Source organism: Pseudoblastomonas aquimaris (genome assembly GCF_035481675.1).
Classification (GTDB): Bacteria; Pseudomonadota; Alphaproteobacteria; order Sphingomonadales; family Sphingomonadaceae; genus Alteriqipengyuania_B.
In genome coordinates this window covers 1,889,642-1,906,179 of the sequence record NZ_JAYJJW010000001.1, presented here as the reverse complement: position 1 = coordinate 1,906,179, position 16,538 = coordinate 1,889,642, and the positions used below count along the sequence as shown (strand labels likewise).

Sequence of the window (16,538 nt, the reverse complement as noted above, 5' to 3'; positions counted from 1 at the left end):
CGCAGCGTCAGTCCTGCGTGTCACTGCCGCCGTCTTCGCCGCCAATATCCTCGCCGGTCGCATCGGCGGCGGGCGTCTTCTTCGCTGCCGCCTTCTTCTTCGCCGCCGGCTTGCGCTTGGGCTTGGGAGCAGACGGGGTCAGTTCGAAGGCGAGTTTGTCGTCCTTCACGCTCACCGCGACCTCGCCGCCGTCGGACAACTTGCCGAACAGCAGTTCTTCCGCCAGCGGCTGCTTGACCTTTTCCTGGATCAGGCGGGCCATCGGCCGGGCGCCGAACAGCTTGTCGAAGCCGCGCTTCGCCAGCCAGCCGCGCGCATCGGCATCGAAAGTGATCTCGACATTCTGTTCGGCCAGCTGGAGCTCCAGCTGGAGGATGAACTTGTCGACGACCCGGCTGATCGTCTCGGTGCCCAGATAGGCGAAAGGCACGATGGCATCCAGGCGGTTGCGGAATTCCGGCGTGAAGAGCTTCTTCACCGCTTCCTCGCCCGCATCGGCCTTCGACACGTCACCGAAGCCGATCCCGCGCGTTTCCATCATCGCCGCACCGGCGTTGGTCGTCATGATCAGCACGACGTTGCGGAAGTCCACCGTCTTGCCGTGGTGGTCGGTCAGGCGGCCGTTATCCATCACCTGCAGCAGGATGTTGAACAGATCCGGATGCGCCTTCTCGATCTCGTCGAGCAGCAGGACGCAGTGCGGGTTCTGGTCGATGGCATCGGTCAGCAGGCCGCCCTGGTCGTAACCGACATAGCCCGGAGGCGCGCCGATCAGGCGGGAAACGCTGTGGCGCTCCATATATTCCGACATATCGAAGCGCTTGAGCTCGATCCCCATGATGCTGGCGAGCGAACGGGCGACTTCGGTCTTGCCGACGCCGGTCGGGCCGCTGAACAGGAAGCTGCCGATCGGCTTGTCCGGATCTCGCAGGCCCGCGCGCGACAGTTTCATCGCGCTGGACAGCACCTCGATCGCCTTGTCCTGCCCGAAGACGAGCCGCTTGAGGTCCTTTTCCAGCCCTTCGAGCGCCTTCTTGTCGTCGGTGCTGACCGATTTCGGCGGGATGCGCGCCATCGTCGCGATCACGGCCTCGATCTCGCGTGCGGTGATCTTCTTCTTGCGGCGGCTGGGCGGCACCAGCATCTGCATCGCGCCCACTTCGTCGATCACGTCGATCGCCTTGTCGGGCAGCTTGCGGTCGTTGATGTAGCGGGCCGACAGCTCCACCGCGGTCTTGATCGCGTCGGGCGTGTACTTGACCTTGTGGTGGTCTTCGAACGCGCTGCGCAGGCCCTTCAGGATTTCCACCGTATCCTCGATCGTCGGTTCGTTGACGTCGATCTTCTGGAACCGGCGCAGCAGGGCGCGATCCTTTTCGAAGTGGTTGCGGAATTCCTTGTAGGTGGTCGAACCGATGCAGCGGATGCTGCCGCTCGACAGCGCGGGCTTGAGCAGGTTGGAGGCGTCCATCGCCCCGCCGCTGGTCGCGCCGGCCCCGATCACCGTGTGGATCTCGTCGATGAACAGCACCGCTTCGGGCATGCTCTCGAGCTCGTTCACGACCTGCTTCAGCCGCTCCTCGAAATCGCCGCGATACCGCGTGCCGGCGAGCAGCGCGCCCATGTCGAGCGAATAGATCACCGCGTCCTGCAGCACTTCGGGCACGTCGCCTTCCACGATCTTGCGGGCAAGACCTTCGGCAATGGCGGTTTTCCCGACGCCGGGATCGCCGACGTAGAGCGGGTTGTTCTTGCTGCGGCGGCAGAGGATCTGGACCGTGCGGTCCACTTCCGGCCCGCGGCCGATCAGCGGGTCGACCTTGCCGTCTTCCGCCTTCTTGTTGAGGTTGACGGTGAACTGGTCGAGCGCGGTTTCCTTCTTGCCGGCTTTGGCATCCGCCTCGTCCATCGCGTCCTCGTCGGCGCCTTCGGGCGTGCGGCTTTCCAGCTGCTTGCCGCCCTTGCCGATGCCGTGGCTGATGAAGCTGACGGCATCCAGCCGGCTCATGTCCTGCTGCTGAAGGAAATAGACGGCGTAGCTATCGCGTTCGGAAAACAGCGCGACCAGCACGTTGGCGCCGGTGACGGTGTCCTTGCCGGACGACTGCACGTGCAGGATCGCGCGCTGGATCACCCGCTGGAACCCGGCGGTCGGCTGCGGATCGCTTTCGCCCTCCACTTTCAGCGACTGGTATTCCTGGTCGAGATACTGGCGCACCACGCCGCCCAGTTCGCCGAGGTCGACGCCACAGGCTTTCATTACCTCGACGGCATCGTCGTCGTCGATCAGCGCCAGCAGCAGGTGCTCCAGCGTGGCATATTCGTGGCGCCGGTCGCTGGCTGCGGCGAGCGCGTTGTGGAGGGACTTTTCGAGGCTTTGTGCGAAACTTGGCATTACCTATCCATAGGTCTGACGTGGAAAGCGTTCCTGTCGGGGCGTGCTTAAGCCCGATGGTGAATCGCCGGGAGTAGAATGGCAGGCCGGCCTGAACGGCGCCTGCATCGTTAACGACAATATGGGGTGCCGATCGGCAATTTCGAGAGGGGCGACGCTCATCCCTCGCCGGCGGGCTTTCCGCCGCCGAAAAGCGCGTCGGCGGCCTTCATGTGGGCCGATGCCTTGTCCCGGTGCGCCTCGACGCGCGCGATCTCCGCTTCCAGCAGCTGGATCCGCGCGTCGAGCTCGTGCCGCGAATAGCTGTCCAGATCCTCGCGCCGAAGCTGGTCGGCGGCATCGCCCTTGCGGCGGGGCAGGTCGTCTTCGTCCATCGCCAAGGAAACTTGTGACCGCCCCGGGATTCTGTCAATGGCAGCGCAGCGGCAAGCGGGGGATGCTTGACCGCGACAAGATGGGATGGGGCGATGTCCGACACGATGATCGATACGATGACCGCCATCGGTTACGACGCGCCGGGCGAGCCCGATGTCCTGCGGCCCGAAAAGCTCGACATGCCGCGCCCCGGACCCGGCCAGGTGCTGGTCCGCGTGGCGCATGCCGGGGTCAACCGCCCCGACGTGATCCAGCGCAAGGGCTTTTACCCGCCGCCTCCCGGTGCGCCGAAGACCCCGGGCCTCGAAATCGCAGGCGAGATTGCGGAGCTGGGCGACGGGGTGGCGCAATGGTCGGTCGGCGACCGCGTCTGCGCGCTGGTCCCGGGCGGCGGCTACGCCGAATACTGCCTTGCCCACGCGGGCCATTGCCTGCCGGTGCCCGCCGGACTGCCCCTGCACGAGGCGGCGGCGCTGCCTGAAACGCTGTTCACCGTATGGCACAACGTCTTCCAGCGGGGCATGGCAAAGGATGGGGAGACGATCCTGGTCCACGGCGGCACCAGCGGCATCGGCACCACCGCGATCCAGCTTGCCAATGCGTTCGACATAGAGATCATCGTGACTTGCGGCAGCGACGAGAAATGCGCCGCCGCCCGCCGCATCGGCGCGGCCCATGCGATCAATTACAAGACGAGCGATTTCGCCGCCGAGGTGGAGCGGATCACCGATGGCGCCGGTGTGCACATGGTGCTCGACATGGTGTCGGGCGATTACGTGGCGCGGAACATCAAGTGCCTGAAGCCCGGCGGTCGCCACGTGACCATCGCGGTGCAGGGCGGGCTGCAGGCGGAAATCAACATGGCGCAGGTGATGCAGAAGCGGCTGGTCCTGACCGGATCGACGCTGCGCCCGCGCGACGACACGTTCAAGGCGCTGCTCGCGAACGACATCCGCGAGAATGCCTGGCCGCTGGTCGAAGACGGATCGCTGCGGCCGATCATGGCGAAACGCTTCCCGCTGGCGGAGGCCGCGGCTGCCCATGCGTATATGGAAAGCGGCGACCTCGTCGGGAAGATCGTCCTCGACGCCTGAGTAACGGAGCCTGCGTATCGGGGCCTGAGTAGCGGGGCGGCTTACCAGTCGCTGGGCTCGGGCGAGGTGCCCATTGCCGAATCGCCGCTGACGAATTCGCCGCGCGGTTCGCTCACTTCCACTTCGGTGCCCTCGACTTCGCGGAATTCCGGCCGCGACATCGCTTCGTCGCCGTTGTCCCAACGCGATGGGCCGCCATCGTTCCAGCCCGGTCCGTCGCCGAAGCCGCCACTCTCCGCGAGCGCGACAGCGCGGCGGATTTGCTCGGGATCGGTGGCAAGTGCGGTCAGGGCGATGGCGCGGTCGAGCCCGTCGCTCGCCTTGCTCGGCGGCTGGCCGGTTTCCAGCGCGCGCTCCATGCTGCGCAGTTGCGAATGGAGCGCGTTGCGAACCAGGCTTTCGCTGAGGACCTTTTCCTGCCCTTCGATCTCCGCCCGGATGGGGGCGATGTCGACCGTCATGGCGACGGTGGCGGATTGCGGACCGGTTTCCTCGATCGTCAGGACGATATGCGAATCGGCGTTCCCGTTCCGACCCTTGATGAGGTAGGACACGGTGTTGCCGTCCGTGGTTTTCACCACCGGAGGCGAAGTCAGCAGGCCTTCGAGGTTGATCCGCCCGTCCACGCGGGCGAGCGTTTCCTTCACGACCGAGGCCGAACGCTCGATCGTCACGCTGCTCGATCCGTCGCCACACCCCGCCAACAGCGCTGCCGCTGCCAAGGCCAATCCTGCAACCCCTTTCATAGCCCGCCCCCTCTTACCGGCCATCCGAATCCAGACGGGGCAGGGTAGGCGCGAAGGGTTAAACGGCGGTTAGCCCACGGCCCGCTTGCCGATGCGGCCAAATCCGCCTACATGGAGGGCCAACGTGGCCGCTCCGAAAGGGGCGGCCCTTCTATTTTGCGCCGGAGAAGACACCCGTGTCCCAAGCAACCCCGCTGATGCCGCACGCGACCGCCCAGTGGCTGGTCGACAACACCGCCCTCACCTTCGAACAGATCGCCGAATTCTGCGGCCTGCATATCCTCGAAGTGCAGGCGATGGCGGACGACCTGGCCAGCAGCAAGTACACCGGCCGCGACCCGGTCCATTCGGGCGAACTGACGCACGATGAGATCGAAAAGGGCCAGAACGATCCCGAACACGCGCTGGTGATGCAGCGCGCGCCGGTTTCGGTCAGCCGCACCAAGGGCCCGCGCTACACGCCCGTGTCGAAGCGGCAGGACAAGCCGGACGGCATCCAGTGGCTGCTCAAGAACCACCCCGAAGTCTCCGACGCGCAGATTTCCAAGCTGATCGGCACCACCCGCAACACCATCGGTGCCATCCGCGATCGCTCGCACTGGAACATCCAGAACATCCAGGCGAAGGATCCCGTGACGCTCGGCCTGTGCTCGCAGCGCGAGCTCGACGCCGTGGTCGCCAAGGCGGCGAAGAAGGCCGGCCTCGAAGCGGCGCAGGAAGATGTCGGCAAGGCCGCCGACGAGCGCAGCGCGCTGATCGAGGAACTGAAGGCGGAACGCGAGCAGGCGGTGAAGGATGCCGCCGAAGCCGCGCAGGAAGCCGAGGCCGAAGCATGGCTGGCCCGCAAGCGCGAGGCCGAAGACGGCGAAGCCTGAGGGCGCTTTTCCGATTGAAATTCGCGAAAATCGAGCGGCGGCAGGCCTTTGCGCTTGCCGCCGCCGTTTCGTCGTGCAACTTTAATTGACATGACTGTCAATAAGGCCGCGCCCGAACATCCTGCCGCATCCGATTACCAGCATCCCGGTAGCTGGGACCTGGACCTGCCGCCGCTCACCATGCCGGAGATGTTCCTCGGCAGCGCGGCAAGGCGCGGCGATGCGCCGCTGGCGGATTTCATGGGGCGGCGCTTTTCGTATGCGGACATCGCGCGCGAGGCGCGGCGCTTCGCCGCCGGCCTGGCGGAGCGCGGGATCGGCAAGGGCGACCGCATCGGCCTGTTCCTGCCCAACGTCCCGATCTACATCGCCGCCTATTACGGCACGATGATCGCCGGGGCGATCGCGGTGAACTTCTCGCCCCTCTACACGGTCGAGGAATTGTCCGACCAGGTCGAGGATTCGGGCATCACCCTGCTCGTCACCATCGACAGTGCCGCGGTTCTGCCGACGGCGCTCAAGGTGCTGGACGCGTCGTCGCTGAAGGGCCTCGTCGTCGGGCGGCTGGCCGATGCGCTGCCCACCGTGAAGAGCCTTGCGCTGCGGCTGCTCGGCCGCAAGCAGCTTACCGCGATCCCCGACCGCGCCGATGTGCACCATTGGGCAGACTTTCTCGGCGCGCAGGAAGCTGAGCCTGTGGCGCTGGATGCCCAAACCGACCTTGCGCTGCTGCAATATACCGGCGGCACCACCGGTCGGCCCAAGGGCGCGATGCTCAGCCACCAGAACCTCACCGCCAACGCGCGGCAGGTGAACGCGATCGACCCGTTCGATCCGGAAGACCCCGATGTGATCCTGGGCGTGCTGCCGTTCTTCCACGTCTTTGCCAACACCTGCGTCCTCAACCGCACGGTGCTGAAAGGCGGGATGATCGCCATGCTCCCGCGCTTCGATGCGAAACAGGCGCTCAAGACGCTGGAGCGGGTCGGCGCGACCAGCTTCCCCGGGGTGCCGACGATGTACCAGGCGCTGCTCGACCATCCGCAATTCGCGAAGACCGATTTCACCTCGCTGCGCATCTGCATTTCGGGCGGCGCCCCGATGCCCGCGCCGGTGCAGGAGAAGTTCGGCGCGGCAACCGGTGCGCGGCTGGTCGAAGGCTATGGCCTCACCGAAAGCTCGGGTGTGGTCTCGACCAATCCCTACGAAGGCGAGAACCGCAGCGGCACGATCGGCCAGCCGCTTCCGGCGACCCGCGTGAAACTGCTCGACAAGGAAAATGCGGAGCTGGACGCGCCGGTGGGCGAGCCGGGCGAACTCGTCATCGCCGGGCCGCAGGTCATGTGCGGATACTGGAACCGGCCCGATGCGGACGAGACCGCATTCGCCAGGCGCGGCAACGACACTTGGCTGCGCACCGGCGATGTCGCGGTGATCGACGCGCAGGGCTATCTCCAGATCGTCGACCGGATCAAGGACATGATCTCCGTGGGTGGGTTCAAGGTCTTCCCCAGCCATATCGAGGACGTGCTGCTCGAACACCAGGCGGTGAAGGAGGTGCTCGCGCTCGGCATTCCGGACGATTATCTCGGCGAGGTGCCGGCAGCCTATGTCACGCTGCAGCACGGGGACGACGCGGAGATCAGCGCGGAGGGCCTGCGCGAGTGGACCAATGGCCGCGTCGGCAAGCACGAGCGGCTGAAGCTGGTGGAGATCCGTGCCAGCCTGCCCAAGACCATGATCGGCAAGCTCGACCGCAAGGCCCTGCGCGCCGAAGTGCTGGGCTAGGCCGCCCAGCCACGAAAAAACCCCGCCGGGTTGCGGCGGGGTTCCTCTCCAACTCGTGAAACTGGTGCTGCGGCGTTTCAGCCGGCCAGCGTGATGTGCGGCTTCTCGTCGCTGCCGTCTGCCTGCGGCGCGGTCTTGGCTGCCACCGGCTGGGACCCGGCCTGCGCGAAGGTGCCCTGCACGACAGCGCCCTGTTCGATGGTCAGCGAATCGTAATGGACATCGCCTTCGATCCGCGCCGAGCGCAGGATCGCGAGGTCGCGCGCCTTGATCGTACCGCGCACCGTGCCGGACAGGCGCGCCGTTTCAGCCTCTACGCCGCCGACGATCTCGCTGCCTTCACCCTGCACGATAGAGGCGCAGCGGATGTCGCCTTCGACCTTGCCATCGACATGCAGGTCGACCGACGCGTCGATATCGCCGCGGATGGTGACATCGGCGCCCAGCACCGAGAAGGTGGAATTGCCGCTCGCCATGGTCCTAGCGCTCCGCTGCGGTGCGGGCGCGGCCGGCCCGTCGGACTTTTTCGAGAACATCGGGGGCGGTCTCCAAGAAGGGGCGCGGGTCGACCGCGCGATTGTTGATGCGCACTTCGAAGTGAAGGTGCGGGCCGGTCGAACGGCCGGTGCTGCCGATTGCGCCGATGCGGGTCCCGGCCTCGACCGCCTGGCCGACGCGCGCGCCGAAAGCGGACATATGGGCATAGCGGGTCATCAGGCCGTTGCCGTGGTCGACTTCCACCACCTTGCCATAGCCCGACTTGGTGCCGACGAAGCTAACGCGACCGGCGGCGGCGGCATAGATGGGCGAGCCCGTGGGGCCCTTGAAATCGAGCCCGCTGTGCATTGCGCCTGCGCCGGTGAACGGATCGCGGCGATAGCCGTAGCTGGAGGAGACCATCGGGCCCTTGGTGGGCGATACCTGCGGAATGGCGCGCAGCCCGTCTTCCAGGGCGCGCATGCGGGCAAGGCTGAGGCCGAGGCGCTCGAAACGCGGATCGACGTCGCCGGCGGAAATGAACGGACCACCCTGTGCGGTCTGCGCGTCGGCGAGCATGGCGCGCGGGTTGAGGCCGAGTTCGCGGATCGCAGCCTCGGCGCGGCGGGCGCGCTGGTCGGCGAAGCGGGTCATGCGTTCCGCCAGCGCGATCTGGCGCGCCTCGATCTTCGCCAGCGCTGCGGCTTCCGGGATGGAAGCGCTGATCTTGTCGACCAGTTCGGCGGCTTCGGTGCTGGAATCGCTGACCGTGTCGGCTTCCGACTTCACGTCGTCGGGCAGGGCACGGCTCATTTCCTCGAGGAAATCCTGCCGACGCTTCAGCGTCTCGGCGACCTCGTCCACGTTTTCGCGATAGGCTTCGATGCGGCTGCTGGCGGTGGCGACTTCCGCCTCGCGCTCCAGCAAATGCTGCTTATTCGCCTGCTGCATGTACTGGTCGATGGCCATGTAGCCCATCGAGCCCAGCCAGCCGCTCGCGGCGACCACCGCAACCGATGCGGCGACCATCTGCAGCTTCGAACTGATCTTGATGAAGCGGACCTGTCCCTCGGATCGCATGAAGAACTCGCGATCCGGAAACCAGCTCCGCAGGCGGTCTTTGATGCCGCCCTTGGCTGAATTTTTCAAAGCAACCCCACGTTGTGATTACGTCCCGTCGGCGGGGCCGGTAGCATGGTTTCGGGCGTGGAGTCGGTCCGGCATGGTTACTTTCGGACGAATCGAAGCGGTTCCGCGACGAATTGTTCAAATCCGACATTTTCTGTGGGAACCATCCGCTGGAAACGTTCACATGGTTGCCGTCCGGTTCACTTTCTCTGCCCCGAATTCGCCATCTTCCGGCTGCTTTGCTAGGCCGTTTCCAAAGCCGCCTTGCGGAGGAGCCAGTCGCTTGATTCCCAATCGGAAATGCCTGTGAAATGCGCCTCGGGCCAATGGACCGGCTTGCTCGGCGGCAGCTTCAATCCGGCCCATGGCGGTCATCGGCGAATCACCCGATTCGCCATGTCGGCCCTCGATCTCGACGAGGCGTGGTGGCTCGTTTCGCCCGGCAACCCGCTGAAACCGAAGGCCGGGATGGCGCCGCTCAACGCGCGCGTGGCCTCGGCGAAGCGCCAGGCGCGGTGGGCGCCGATCAGGGTCACGGCGATCGAGCGGCAGCTCGGTTCTCCGTACACCGTCGACACGCTGCGCACGCTGGTCCGGCGCTATCCCAAGCGGCAATTCGTGTGGCTGATGGGGAGCGACAACCTTGCCCAGTTCCATCGCTGGCGCGACTGGCGGGGGATCGCTCGGACGATGCCGATTGCGGTCATCGCCCGCCCCGGCTATGACGGGGATGCCCTCGCGAGCCCCGCGATGGCCTGGCTGCGGCGCCACCGCGTGACTGCCGCCGGTTTGCGCGAAGCCTGCCAAGGGAGCCTGCCCGCCCTCGTGTACCTGCGGTTCGATCCGGACACTCGCTCGGCAACGGCTATCCGCCGCTCGAACCCGCACTGGCATCGGCAATATGCAGGCAGTACCCCGCGCGACGCACTGACATTCGATCCGATCGGAGGCGTTGCGGAATGAGCGCCCCTATCGCTCGCGACTCCACATTCCCGACCGAAGGCCTATATTTCCGCGATGAATATTGCGCATACCACCGAAACCGGCGCCCAGGGCGCCGGCACCGCCACCATGACTGATACTGCGGCCGGAACCGACCCGATCGAGACCGAGGCGGGATCGCTGCACGAGCTCGTCATCCATTCGCTGGACGAGGACCAGGCGCAGGAAGTCGTCTCTATCCCGCTCGAAGGCAAGAGCTCGATCGCCGATCACATGGTGATCGCTTCGGGTCGCTCGACGCGGCAGGTCGCCTCGATGGCCCAGAAGCTGGCGGAGCGGGTGAAGAAAGGCGGCTTCGGGCCGGCGCGGATCGAAGGCCTGCCGGCTGCCGACTGGGTGCTGATCGATGCGGGCGACGTGGTCGTCCACCTCTTCCGCCCGGAAGTGCGAAGCTTCTACAACCTGGAACGCATGTGGGGCTTCGGCGAAGAAGGCCCGACGATGGGCCGCGCCTGATTTCCTGAGCCTTTTACGATGAACTGGGGGAGCGCCGCGCCGTGATGCAGTTGCACGTCGTTGCGCGGGGCAAAATCGCCCGCTCTCCCGAAGCGGAACTGGTCGATCGCTATGCAAAGCGGATCGCCTGGCCCCTGAAACTGACCGAATTGCCGGAAACGGGCGGCAAGGTCGCCGACCCGCCCAGTCCGTTCCGGACCGTCCTGCTCGACGAGCGCGGACGCGACCTGTCTTCCGAAAAGCTCGCCGAAATTCTCGGCCGCTGGCGCGACGACGGGGTGCGCGAGGCGCGCTTCGTGCTCGGCGCGGCGGATGGCCATTCCGACGGCGAGCGGGCGGAAGCCGACCTGTTGCTCGCTTTCGGCAGCGCGACCTGGCCGCACCTGCTGGCGCGGGCGATGCTACTGGAACAGCTTTTCCGCGCCACCTCGATCCTTGCAGGCCATCCCTATCATCGGGCAGGGTAGCGCCATGTGGCGCACCGTCCTGTTCCTTGCCGTTATCGCCGCGCTGGCCGCAGGCGGTTGGAGCTTGCGCGCCGATGCGCAAGGCACGGGCGTCGCCAGCGCGGGCGACGCGCGCGAAGCACTCGCCCGCGCGCGCGAACAGGGCCGCACCGCCGCCGCGCGGGCGGAAAAGCTCGAGGCCGAGGCTGCGAGCGCGCGGGATGCCGCCGCCCGCACCGCACGCGAAAGCGCGGCGCTTGCGGCCCGGATCCAGCAAAGCGAAGCGCGCATCGCCGCCGCCGAAGCGCGGCTCGCCCTTCTGGGCCGCGAGCGCGCCCTCCTGCGCGGGCGACTGGCGGAACGGCAGCAGCCGGTCGTGCGCCTGACCGGAGCCTTGCAACAATTCGCCCGCCGCCCGGTCGCGGTGTCCGTTCTGCGTCCCGGATCGCTGAAGGAAGCGGTGTACCTGCGCGCGATGCTCGCTTCCACCATCCCTGAAGTCTCCGCCCGCACGGCGGACCTGCGCGCCGAAATCGAGCGCGGCCGCGCGCTGGAGCGCGAGGCACGGCAGGCCGCCGGCGTGATGCGGGCGGGCGAAAGCGAGCTTGAGGAAAGGCGGCAGGAACTCGCCACGCTGGAAACCCGCCAGCGCCTTGCCTCGCGCGACAAGACGGGCGCTGCGGCGCGCGAATCGGACCGCGCGCTGGCGCTGGCCGAAGAAACCCGCAGCCTCGATGCGCTGGTCGGCCGGCTGGAGGATGCAGGCTCCTTGCGCGAAGAACTGGCCGCGCTTCCCGGCCCGCGCCTCCGTCCGCGCCAGCCGGAACTGGCGGAGGCTTCCGCGCCCGCCACTGCCTCTCCCTCGCCGGAAAGCGCAAGCGTAAGCGTCCCCGGCTACCAGTTTCCCGTGTCCGGCCCGATCACTACCGGCTTCGGAGCGGTCCGCGGCGGGGTGCGCAGCGACGGGCTGACATTCTCCGCCCGCGACCGAGCGCAAGTGGTCGCCCCCGGCCCAGGGCGGATCGCCTTCGCCGGCCCCTATCGCGGCTACGACCGGATCGTCATCATCGAGCATGCGGGCGGGTTCACCAGCCTCGTCACCGGCCTACTGACGCTCTATGTCGAGACGGGGGAAGAGGTGTTGCCCGGCGCGCCGCTCGGCCTTGCCGGGACCGGGGCAGGCAATGTCACGCTGGAACTGCGTAAAGGTGGCGAGACGGTCAATCCGCTGTCCCAGATCGGGTAATCGCCCACGCCCTCCTGCCCCTTTCGTGTCCCGCATCGGGCCGTCTCGGTGCTTCGTCTATGGCAGGGAACGGATAAGCTGGCATTAAGCTCGGCCGCGCTATATCCTGCCGCCTATGGCAAAGACCTTCTCCGCGCGTAAAATCGCCGCCGTCGCCCGCACCGCCGCTCTCGTGACCGCGGTCGCGCTGGTTCCCGCCACTACGGCGAGCATCGCCCAGGTCGATGCCCGCGCAGGCAGCGAATTCAACAAGATGTTCGCGGTCTACCAGCGCATCAAGGCATCCTATGTGGAGCCGGTGGAGGACGAGGTCCTGGTCCGCGGCGCGATCGACGGCATGCTCGGCGCGCTCGACCCGCACAGCGGCTATATCGACGGCCAGGCCATGGAACGGATGAACCAGCTGATCGACGGCAATTACCAGGGCCTCGGCATTTCCATCCAGATGGAAGACGGCGCGGTGAAGGTCGTGTCGCCCTTCAAGGGCAGTCCGGCCGAAGCCGCCGGCATCAAGGCGGGCGATTTCATCACTCATGTCGAAGGCGAGCTGATCTACGGCGAGGATATCGACTACGCCGTCGGCAAGATGCGCGGCCCTGCCGGCACGCCGGTGAACATCACGATCGTGCGCGCCGGCCGTGACGAGCCGATCGAGCTAACCGTAACCCGCGGGCTGATCGAACTGGAGCCGGTGACCCACGAACTGATGGCGGGCGGTATCGGCGTGGTTTCGGTCAACGAATTCAGCCGCGATGTCGGCTCCGATGTTTTCGAAGCCGTACGCCGGATGGAAAAGGAAAACGGCAGCAAGCTGAGCGGCCTCGTCCTCGACCTGCGCCGCAACCCGGGCGGTTCGCTCGACGAGGCGGTGACCCTGTCCGACCTGTTCCTGACCGAAGGCCAGATCGTGTCGCAGCGCGGGCGCAACCGGCAGGACAACGCCGTCTACCGCGCCGAAACCGCTTTCCGCGGCGACGTGGCGGCCGACGTCCCGATGATCGTGCTGATCGATGCGGGCTCCGCGTCCGCCAGCGAGATCGTGGCCGGCGCGCTGCAGGACCAGCGCCGCGCTGTCGTGATGGGCGAACGCAGCTTCGGCAAGGGCAGCGTCCAGTCGCTGCTGCCGCTGACGCGCGACACCGCGCTCAAGCTGACCACGGCGCGCTATTACACGCCTTCGGGTCGCAGCGTGCAGGAAGGCGGGATCGAACCGGACATCAAGGTGCCGCAGCTGTCCGATCCGGACGCCGCCCAGCGCGCCCGCTTCCAGCTGCGCGAAAGCGACCTGCGCGGGCGCCTGATAAACGAAGTCGACCTCGACGAGCGCGAGATCGAGCGCGACCGCGCGCAGGATCCGCGGTTCACCCAGACGGCCGAGGAACTCGAAGCCGCCGGGATCGACGATTTTCAGCTCGACTACGCGATCAAGACCCTGCGCCGCACCACCGGTACCGCTACCGCACGCCGCGGTAACTGATCGGTGACCATGGGGCGGACGGGGTTGGAAACGCCGCAGGAAAAACTTGCGCGTCGCCTGGCACTCGGCGTGCCCGCATTGCTGCTCGGCGGCGCGCTGATTGGCGAACATGTGTTCGACCTTTACCCGTGCGAAATGTGCTGGTGGCAGCGCTGGCCGCACCTTGCCGCCATCGCGCTGGCGCTGGTCGGGGCATTCGCGCCTTATCGCCGGTTCTGGATCGCCATGGCGGCGGGCGGCATCCTTACCTCGGGCCTGATTGGCGGGTTCCATGCCGGGGTCGAATACGGCTGGTGGGAAGGCATCACCGGCTGCGCGACCTTCACGCCCGACCTGTCCGGCTCGCTCGACAGCCTGAATGCCGCGCCCACCACCCGCTGCGACCAAGCGGCGTGGACGCTGGCCGGGATCAGCCTCGCGGGGTTCAACTTCCTGATCTCGTGCGTTAGCGCAGTGACTATCTTTGCCCTGCTCCTGGGCGGAAAGGCGAAAGCTGCATGACGATGGGACGTGACGAGGAACTCGACCGGATGATCCGTGTCGACCAGGCGGGCGAATTCGGCGCCACGCGTATTTACGAAGGCCAGCTCGCCGTGATGGGCAGCCGCGGGCCGCAATCGGCCGAAATCCGCGCGATGGCCGCGCAGGAGGAAGGCCACCGGGCGAAATTCGATGCGCTGATGGCCCGCCGCGGGGTGCGCCCCACCGCCCTGCAGCCATTCTGGAACGTCGCCGGCTTCGCGCTCGGCGCCGGCACCGCATTGCTCGGTCCCGAAGCGGCGATGGCGTGTACCGCCGCCGTCGAAACGGAAATCGACAAGCATTATTCGGACCAGCTCGACCGGCTGGCGGAGCGGGGCGACGATCCCGAACTGTCCGCCATGATCGAGGAATTCCGCGAGGACGAGCGCGAGCATCGCGATGCCGCGATCGCGCACGGTGCGGAAAGCGCGCCGGCCTATCCACTGTTGTCCGGCGCGATCCGGCTGGGCTGCAAGATCGCCATCCGCCTGTCGGAGCGGATCTGAGCTTTAACCTGACCAATCCGGAACCGCAGTGCAGGTCAGCGCGCTATTTCAGCACAGGTTCACGGGGCATCGCGCCCTATTCACGCAACGGCGACCCATTCGCCACGGAGATTACGCCATGATCCGCCCGCTGCTCGCCCTTTCCGCTGCCGCCATCGGCGCCGTCGGCCTGTCCGCGCCCGCCGCGGCGCAGGACGGTGAAGTGAAGATCAACCAGATCTACATCCAGGAAGGGGAGGAATGCCCCGCTTCGACCGACGAGATCATCACGGTCTGCGGCGTGCTCGAGGATCCCTACCGCATCCCCGCCAACCTGCGCCGCAGCGACAGCCCGCAGAACGAATCCTGGGGCGAACGGGCGAAAAGCTTCCAGATGGTCGGCGAATTCGGGATCATGAGCTGCAGCCCCACCGGCGCAGGCGGCTGGACCGGCTGCACGCAGAAAATGATTGAGGAAGCCTATGCCGAGAAGCGCAATTCCGACGGCGTCCTGTTCAGTCAGCTGATCGAGGAAGAGCGGCAGAAGCGCCTCGCCACGATCGATGCGGAAGCGGCCGAGGAACAGGAGCGGGTCGAGATGATCGAACGCGAATACGAAGCGCGCCTCGCTGCCGAGCGCGGCGAGCCCCTCCCCGACGAAGCGCCCGATACCGGCATGATCGACCCGTCGCAGCCGGTCGAGCTGGACGCAAACGGTGGCCCGGCCGAAGTCGACGCGGACGGCAACGCGGTGGACCCGGCGAGCACGCAGTTCATCGGTTAGGCAGCCGGCTGAAGCAAGTCGCAGGGCAATTGGCGGGCAAAACCGCAGGGCAAATGCGCCCTTAACCAATCCGCGCTATGGCCCGGGCCATGACCCCGGCCACCACCAAGCGCATCCTCACCGTTTTCGGCACGCGGCCCGAAGCCATCAAGCTGTTCCCGCTCGTCCATGCGTTGGACGCGGACGACCGCTTCGACAGCCGCGTCTGCGTCAGCGGGCAGCATCGCGCCATGCTCGACCAGGTGCTGGATATCGCCCGCATCGTCCCGCATCACGACCTTGCGGTGATGCAGCCCGACCAGTCGCTCGATGCGCTGACCGCGCGGCTGCTGACCGGTATCGGCGACGTGCTCGACGCGGAACAGCCGGACTGGGTGGTGGTGCAGGGGGATACGGCGACCGCCATGTGCGGCGGGCTGGCAGCCTATTACCGCAAGATTCCCGTGTGCCATGTCGAGGCGGGCCTGCGTTCCGGCGACCTGTATCATCCTTGGCCGGAAGAGGTGAACCGCAAGATCATCGGCAGCTTCGCCGCGCTGCATTGCGCCCCGACCGAAACGTCGCGCGATGCGCTGCTGCGCGAGAACGTCGATCCGGAAAGCATCCACGTGACGGGCAATACGGTGATCGACGCGCTGCACTGGATCGTGGACCGCGTGGAGCAGGAGCCGCAGCTGGCCGCCGGCCTGGCGGATCTCGAACGGCGTTTCGCGGGCAAGCGCATCATCGGCATGACCAGCCACCGGCGGGAGAATTTCGGTGGCGGCATGGCATCGATTGCCGAGGCCGTGAAGCGCCTCGCCGCGAGAGACGATGTCGCCGTGATCTTCCCCGTCCACCTCAACCCCAACGTGCGCAGCGTGATGAACGATGCGCTGGCGGGCCTCGACAATGTGGCGCTGATCGAACCGCTCGATTACCCGCATTTCGCGCGCCTCCTCGACATCGCCGACCTCATGCTGACCGACAGCGGCGGGGTGCAGGAAGAGGCGCCCGCACTCGGCAAGCCGGTGCTGGTCATGCGCGAGACGACCGAACGGCCCGAAGGCGTGGCGGCAGGCACGGCAAAGCTGGTAGGCACCGATGCCGACACGATCGTGGCCGAAGCATCGCGCCTGCTTGATGATGCGGAAGCCTATGCGGACATGGCGCGGGCGCACAATCCCTTCGGCGACGGCAAGAGCGCGCAGCGCATCGCCGACCTGCTGGCGGAATAGGGCGCATCCTTACCGTTTAATTTAC

The 16,538-nt window shown here is 66.6% G+C and carries 17 protein-coding genes; 12 read left to right on the top strand and 5 right to left on the bottom strand.

Going from position 1 to position 16,538, the window contains the following annotated elements:
- Window positions 1-7: 7 nt before the first annotated feature.
- On the bottom strand, window positions 8-2,395 hold the full coding sequence (gene clpA, locus VCJ71_RS09510) for an ATP-dependent Clp protease ATP-binding subunit ClpA (protein WP_324640723.1): 2,388 nt from the start codon (window positions 2,393-2,395) through the stop codon (window positions 8-10).
- A gap of 158 nt (window positions 2,396-2,553) precedes the next feature.
- The gene (locus VCJ71_RS09505; RefSeq protein WP_324640722.1) at window positions 2,554-2,769 is read right to left on the bottom strand and encodes a DUF1192 domain-containing protein; all 216 of its coding nucleotides are present in this window, start codon (window positions 2,767-2,769) and stop codon (window positions 2,554-2,556) included.
- 93 nt (window positions 2,770-2,862) lie between these two features.
- Between VCJ71_RS09505 and VCJ71_RS09500 the strand changes: the two genes are divergently transcribed.
- Window positions 2,863-3,864: an NAD(P)H-quinone oxidoreductase gene (locus tag VCJ71_RS09500; protein WP_324640721.1), complete on the top strand. Its 1,002-nt coding sequence runs from the start codon at window positions 2,863-2,865 to the stop codon at window positions 3,862-3,864.
- A 41-nt stretch (window positions 3,865-3,905) separates the two neighbouring features.
- On the opposite strand, the gene VCJ71_RS09495 is transcribed toward VCJ71_RS09500, so the two are convergent.
- The gene (locus tag VCJ71_RS09495) at window positions 3,906-4,610 is read right to left on the bottom strand and encodes a hypothetical protein (protein WP_324640720.1); all 705 of its coding nucleotides are present in this window, start codon (window positions 4,608-4,610) and stop codon (window positions 3,906-3,908) included.
- 176 nt (window positions 4,611-4,786) lie between these two features.
- On the opposite strand from VCJ71_RS09495, the gene VCJ71_RS09490 reads away from it, so the two are divergent.
- On the top strand, window positions 4,787-5,485 hold the full coding sequence (locus VCJ71_RS09490) for a DUF1013 domain-containing protein (RefSeq protein WP_324640719.1): 699 nt from the start codon (window positions 4,787-4,789) through the stop codon (window positions 5,483-5,485).
- Between the two features lie 90 nt (window positions 5,486-5,575).
- Window positions 5,576-7,273, top strand: coding sequence for a long-chain-fatty-acid--CoA ligase (locus VCJ71_RS09485; protein ID WP_324640718.1), 1,698 nt, complete (start codon window positions 5,576-5,578; stop codon window positions 7,271-7,273).
- Between the two features lie 77 nt (window positions 7,274-7,350).
- Here VCJ71_RS09485 and VCJ71_RS09480 read toward each other — a convergent pair whose 3' ends face one another.
- Together VCJ71_RS09480 and VCJ71_RS09475 are read right to left on the bottom strand one after the other, a co-directional pair.
- Window positions 7,351-7,749 carry a bactofilin family protein gene (locus tag VCJ71_RS09480; protein WP_324640717.1) on the bottom strand — a complete coding sequence of 133 codons (399 nt, stop codon included), beginning with the start codon at window positions 7,747-7,749 and terminating at the stop codon, window positions 7,351-7,353.
- Between the two features lie 4 nt (window positions 7,750-7,753).
- On the bottom strand, window positions 7,754-8,830 hold the full coding sequence (locus VCJ71_RS09475; protein WP_324640716.1) for a peptidoglycan DD-metalloendopeptidase family protein: 1,077 nt from the start codon (window positions 8,828-8,830) through the stop codon (window positions 7,754-7,756).
- Between the two features lie 348 nt (window positions 8,831-9,178).
- On the opposite strand from VCJ71_RS09475, the gene VCJ71_RS09470 reads away from it, so the two are divergent.
- From VCJ71_RS09470 to wecB, 9 genes are all read left to right on the top strand, one after another.
- Complete coding sequence (locus tag VCJ71_RS09470; protein WP_324640715.1) at window positions 9,179-9,841, top strand: nicotinate-nucleotide adenylyltransferase; 663 nt, start codon at window positions 9,179-9,181, stop codon at window positions 9,839-9,841.
- 108 nt (window positions 9,842-9,949) lie between these two features.
- On the top strand, window positions 9,950-10,336 hold the full coding sequence (gene rsfS / locus VCJ71_RS09465; protein WP_324640714.1) for a ribosome silencing factor: 387 nt from the start codon (window positions 9,950-9,952) through the stop codon (window positions 10,334-10,336).
- Between the two features lie 44 nt (window positions 10,337-10,380).
- Window positions 10,381-10,803, top strand: coding sequence for a 23S rRNA (pseudouridine(1915)-N(3))-methyltransferase RlmH (locus VCJ71_RS09460; RefSeq protein ID WP_324640923.1), 423 nt, complete (start codon window positions 10,381-10,383; stop codon window positions 10,801-10,803).
- A 4-nt stretch (window positions 10,804-10,807) separates the two neighbouring features.
- Window positions 10,808-12,028 (top strand): murein hydrolase activator EnvC family protein, encoded by a 1,221-nt coding sequence (locus VCJ71_RS09455; RefSeq protein ID WP_324640713.1) that lies wholly within the window; start codon window positions 10,808-10,810, stop codon window positions 12,026-12,028.
- A 115-nt stretch (window positions 12,029-12,143) separates the two neighbouring features.
- Window positions 12,144-13,505 (top strand): S41 family peptidase, encoded by a 1,362-nt coding sequence (locus VCJ71_RS09450; protein ID WP_324640712.1) that lies wholly within the window; start codon window positions 12,144-12,146, stop codon window positions 13,503-13,505.
- Window positions 13,506-13,514: 9 nt separating this feature from the next.
- Window positions 13,515-14,006, top strand: a complete 492-nt coding sequence (locus tag VCJ71_RS09445) for a disulfide bond formation protein B (RefSeq protein ID WP_324640922.1) — start codon at window positions 13,515-13,517, stop codon at window positions 14,004-14,006.
- A complete protein-coding gene (locus VCJ71_RS09440; protein ID WP_416379150.1) occupies window positions 14,003-14,533 on the top strand; it encodes a demethoxyubiquinone hydroxylase family protein in 531 nt (176 codons plus the stop codon). The genes VCJ71_RS09445 and VCJ71_RS09440 overlap by 4 nt, the downstream gene beginning before the upstream one ends.
- Window positions 14,534-14,651: 118 nt before the next feature.
- A complete protein-coding gene (locus VCJ71_RS09435) occupies window positions 14,652-15,296 on the top strand; it encodes a hypothetical protein (protein ID WP_324640711.1) in 645 nt (214 codons plus the stop codon).
- A gap of 89 nt (window positions 15,297-15,385) precedes the next feature.
- On the top strand, window positions 15,386-16,513 hold the full coding sequence (gene wecB / locus VCJ71_RS09430) for a non-hydrolyzing UDP-N-acetylglucosamine 2-epimerase (RefSeq protein ID WP_324640710.1): 1,128 nt from the start codon (window positions 15,386-15,388) through the stop codon (window positions 16,511-16,513).
- Window positions 16,514-16,538 lie beyond the last annotated feature (25 nt).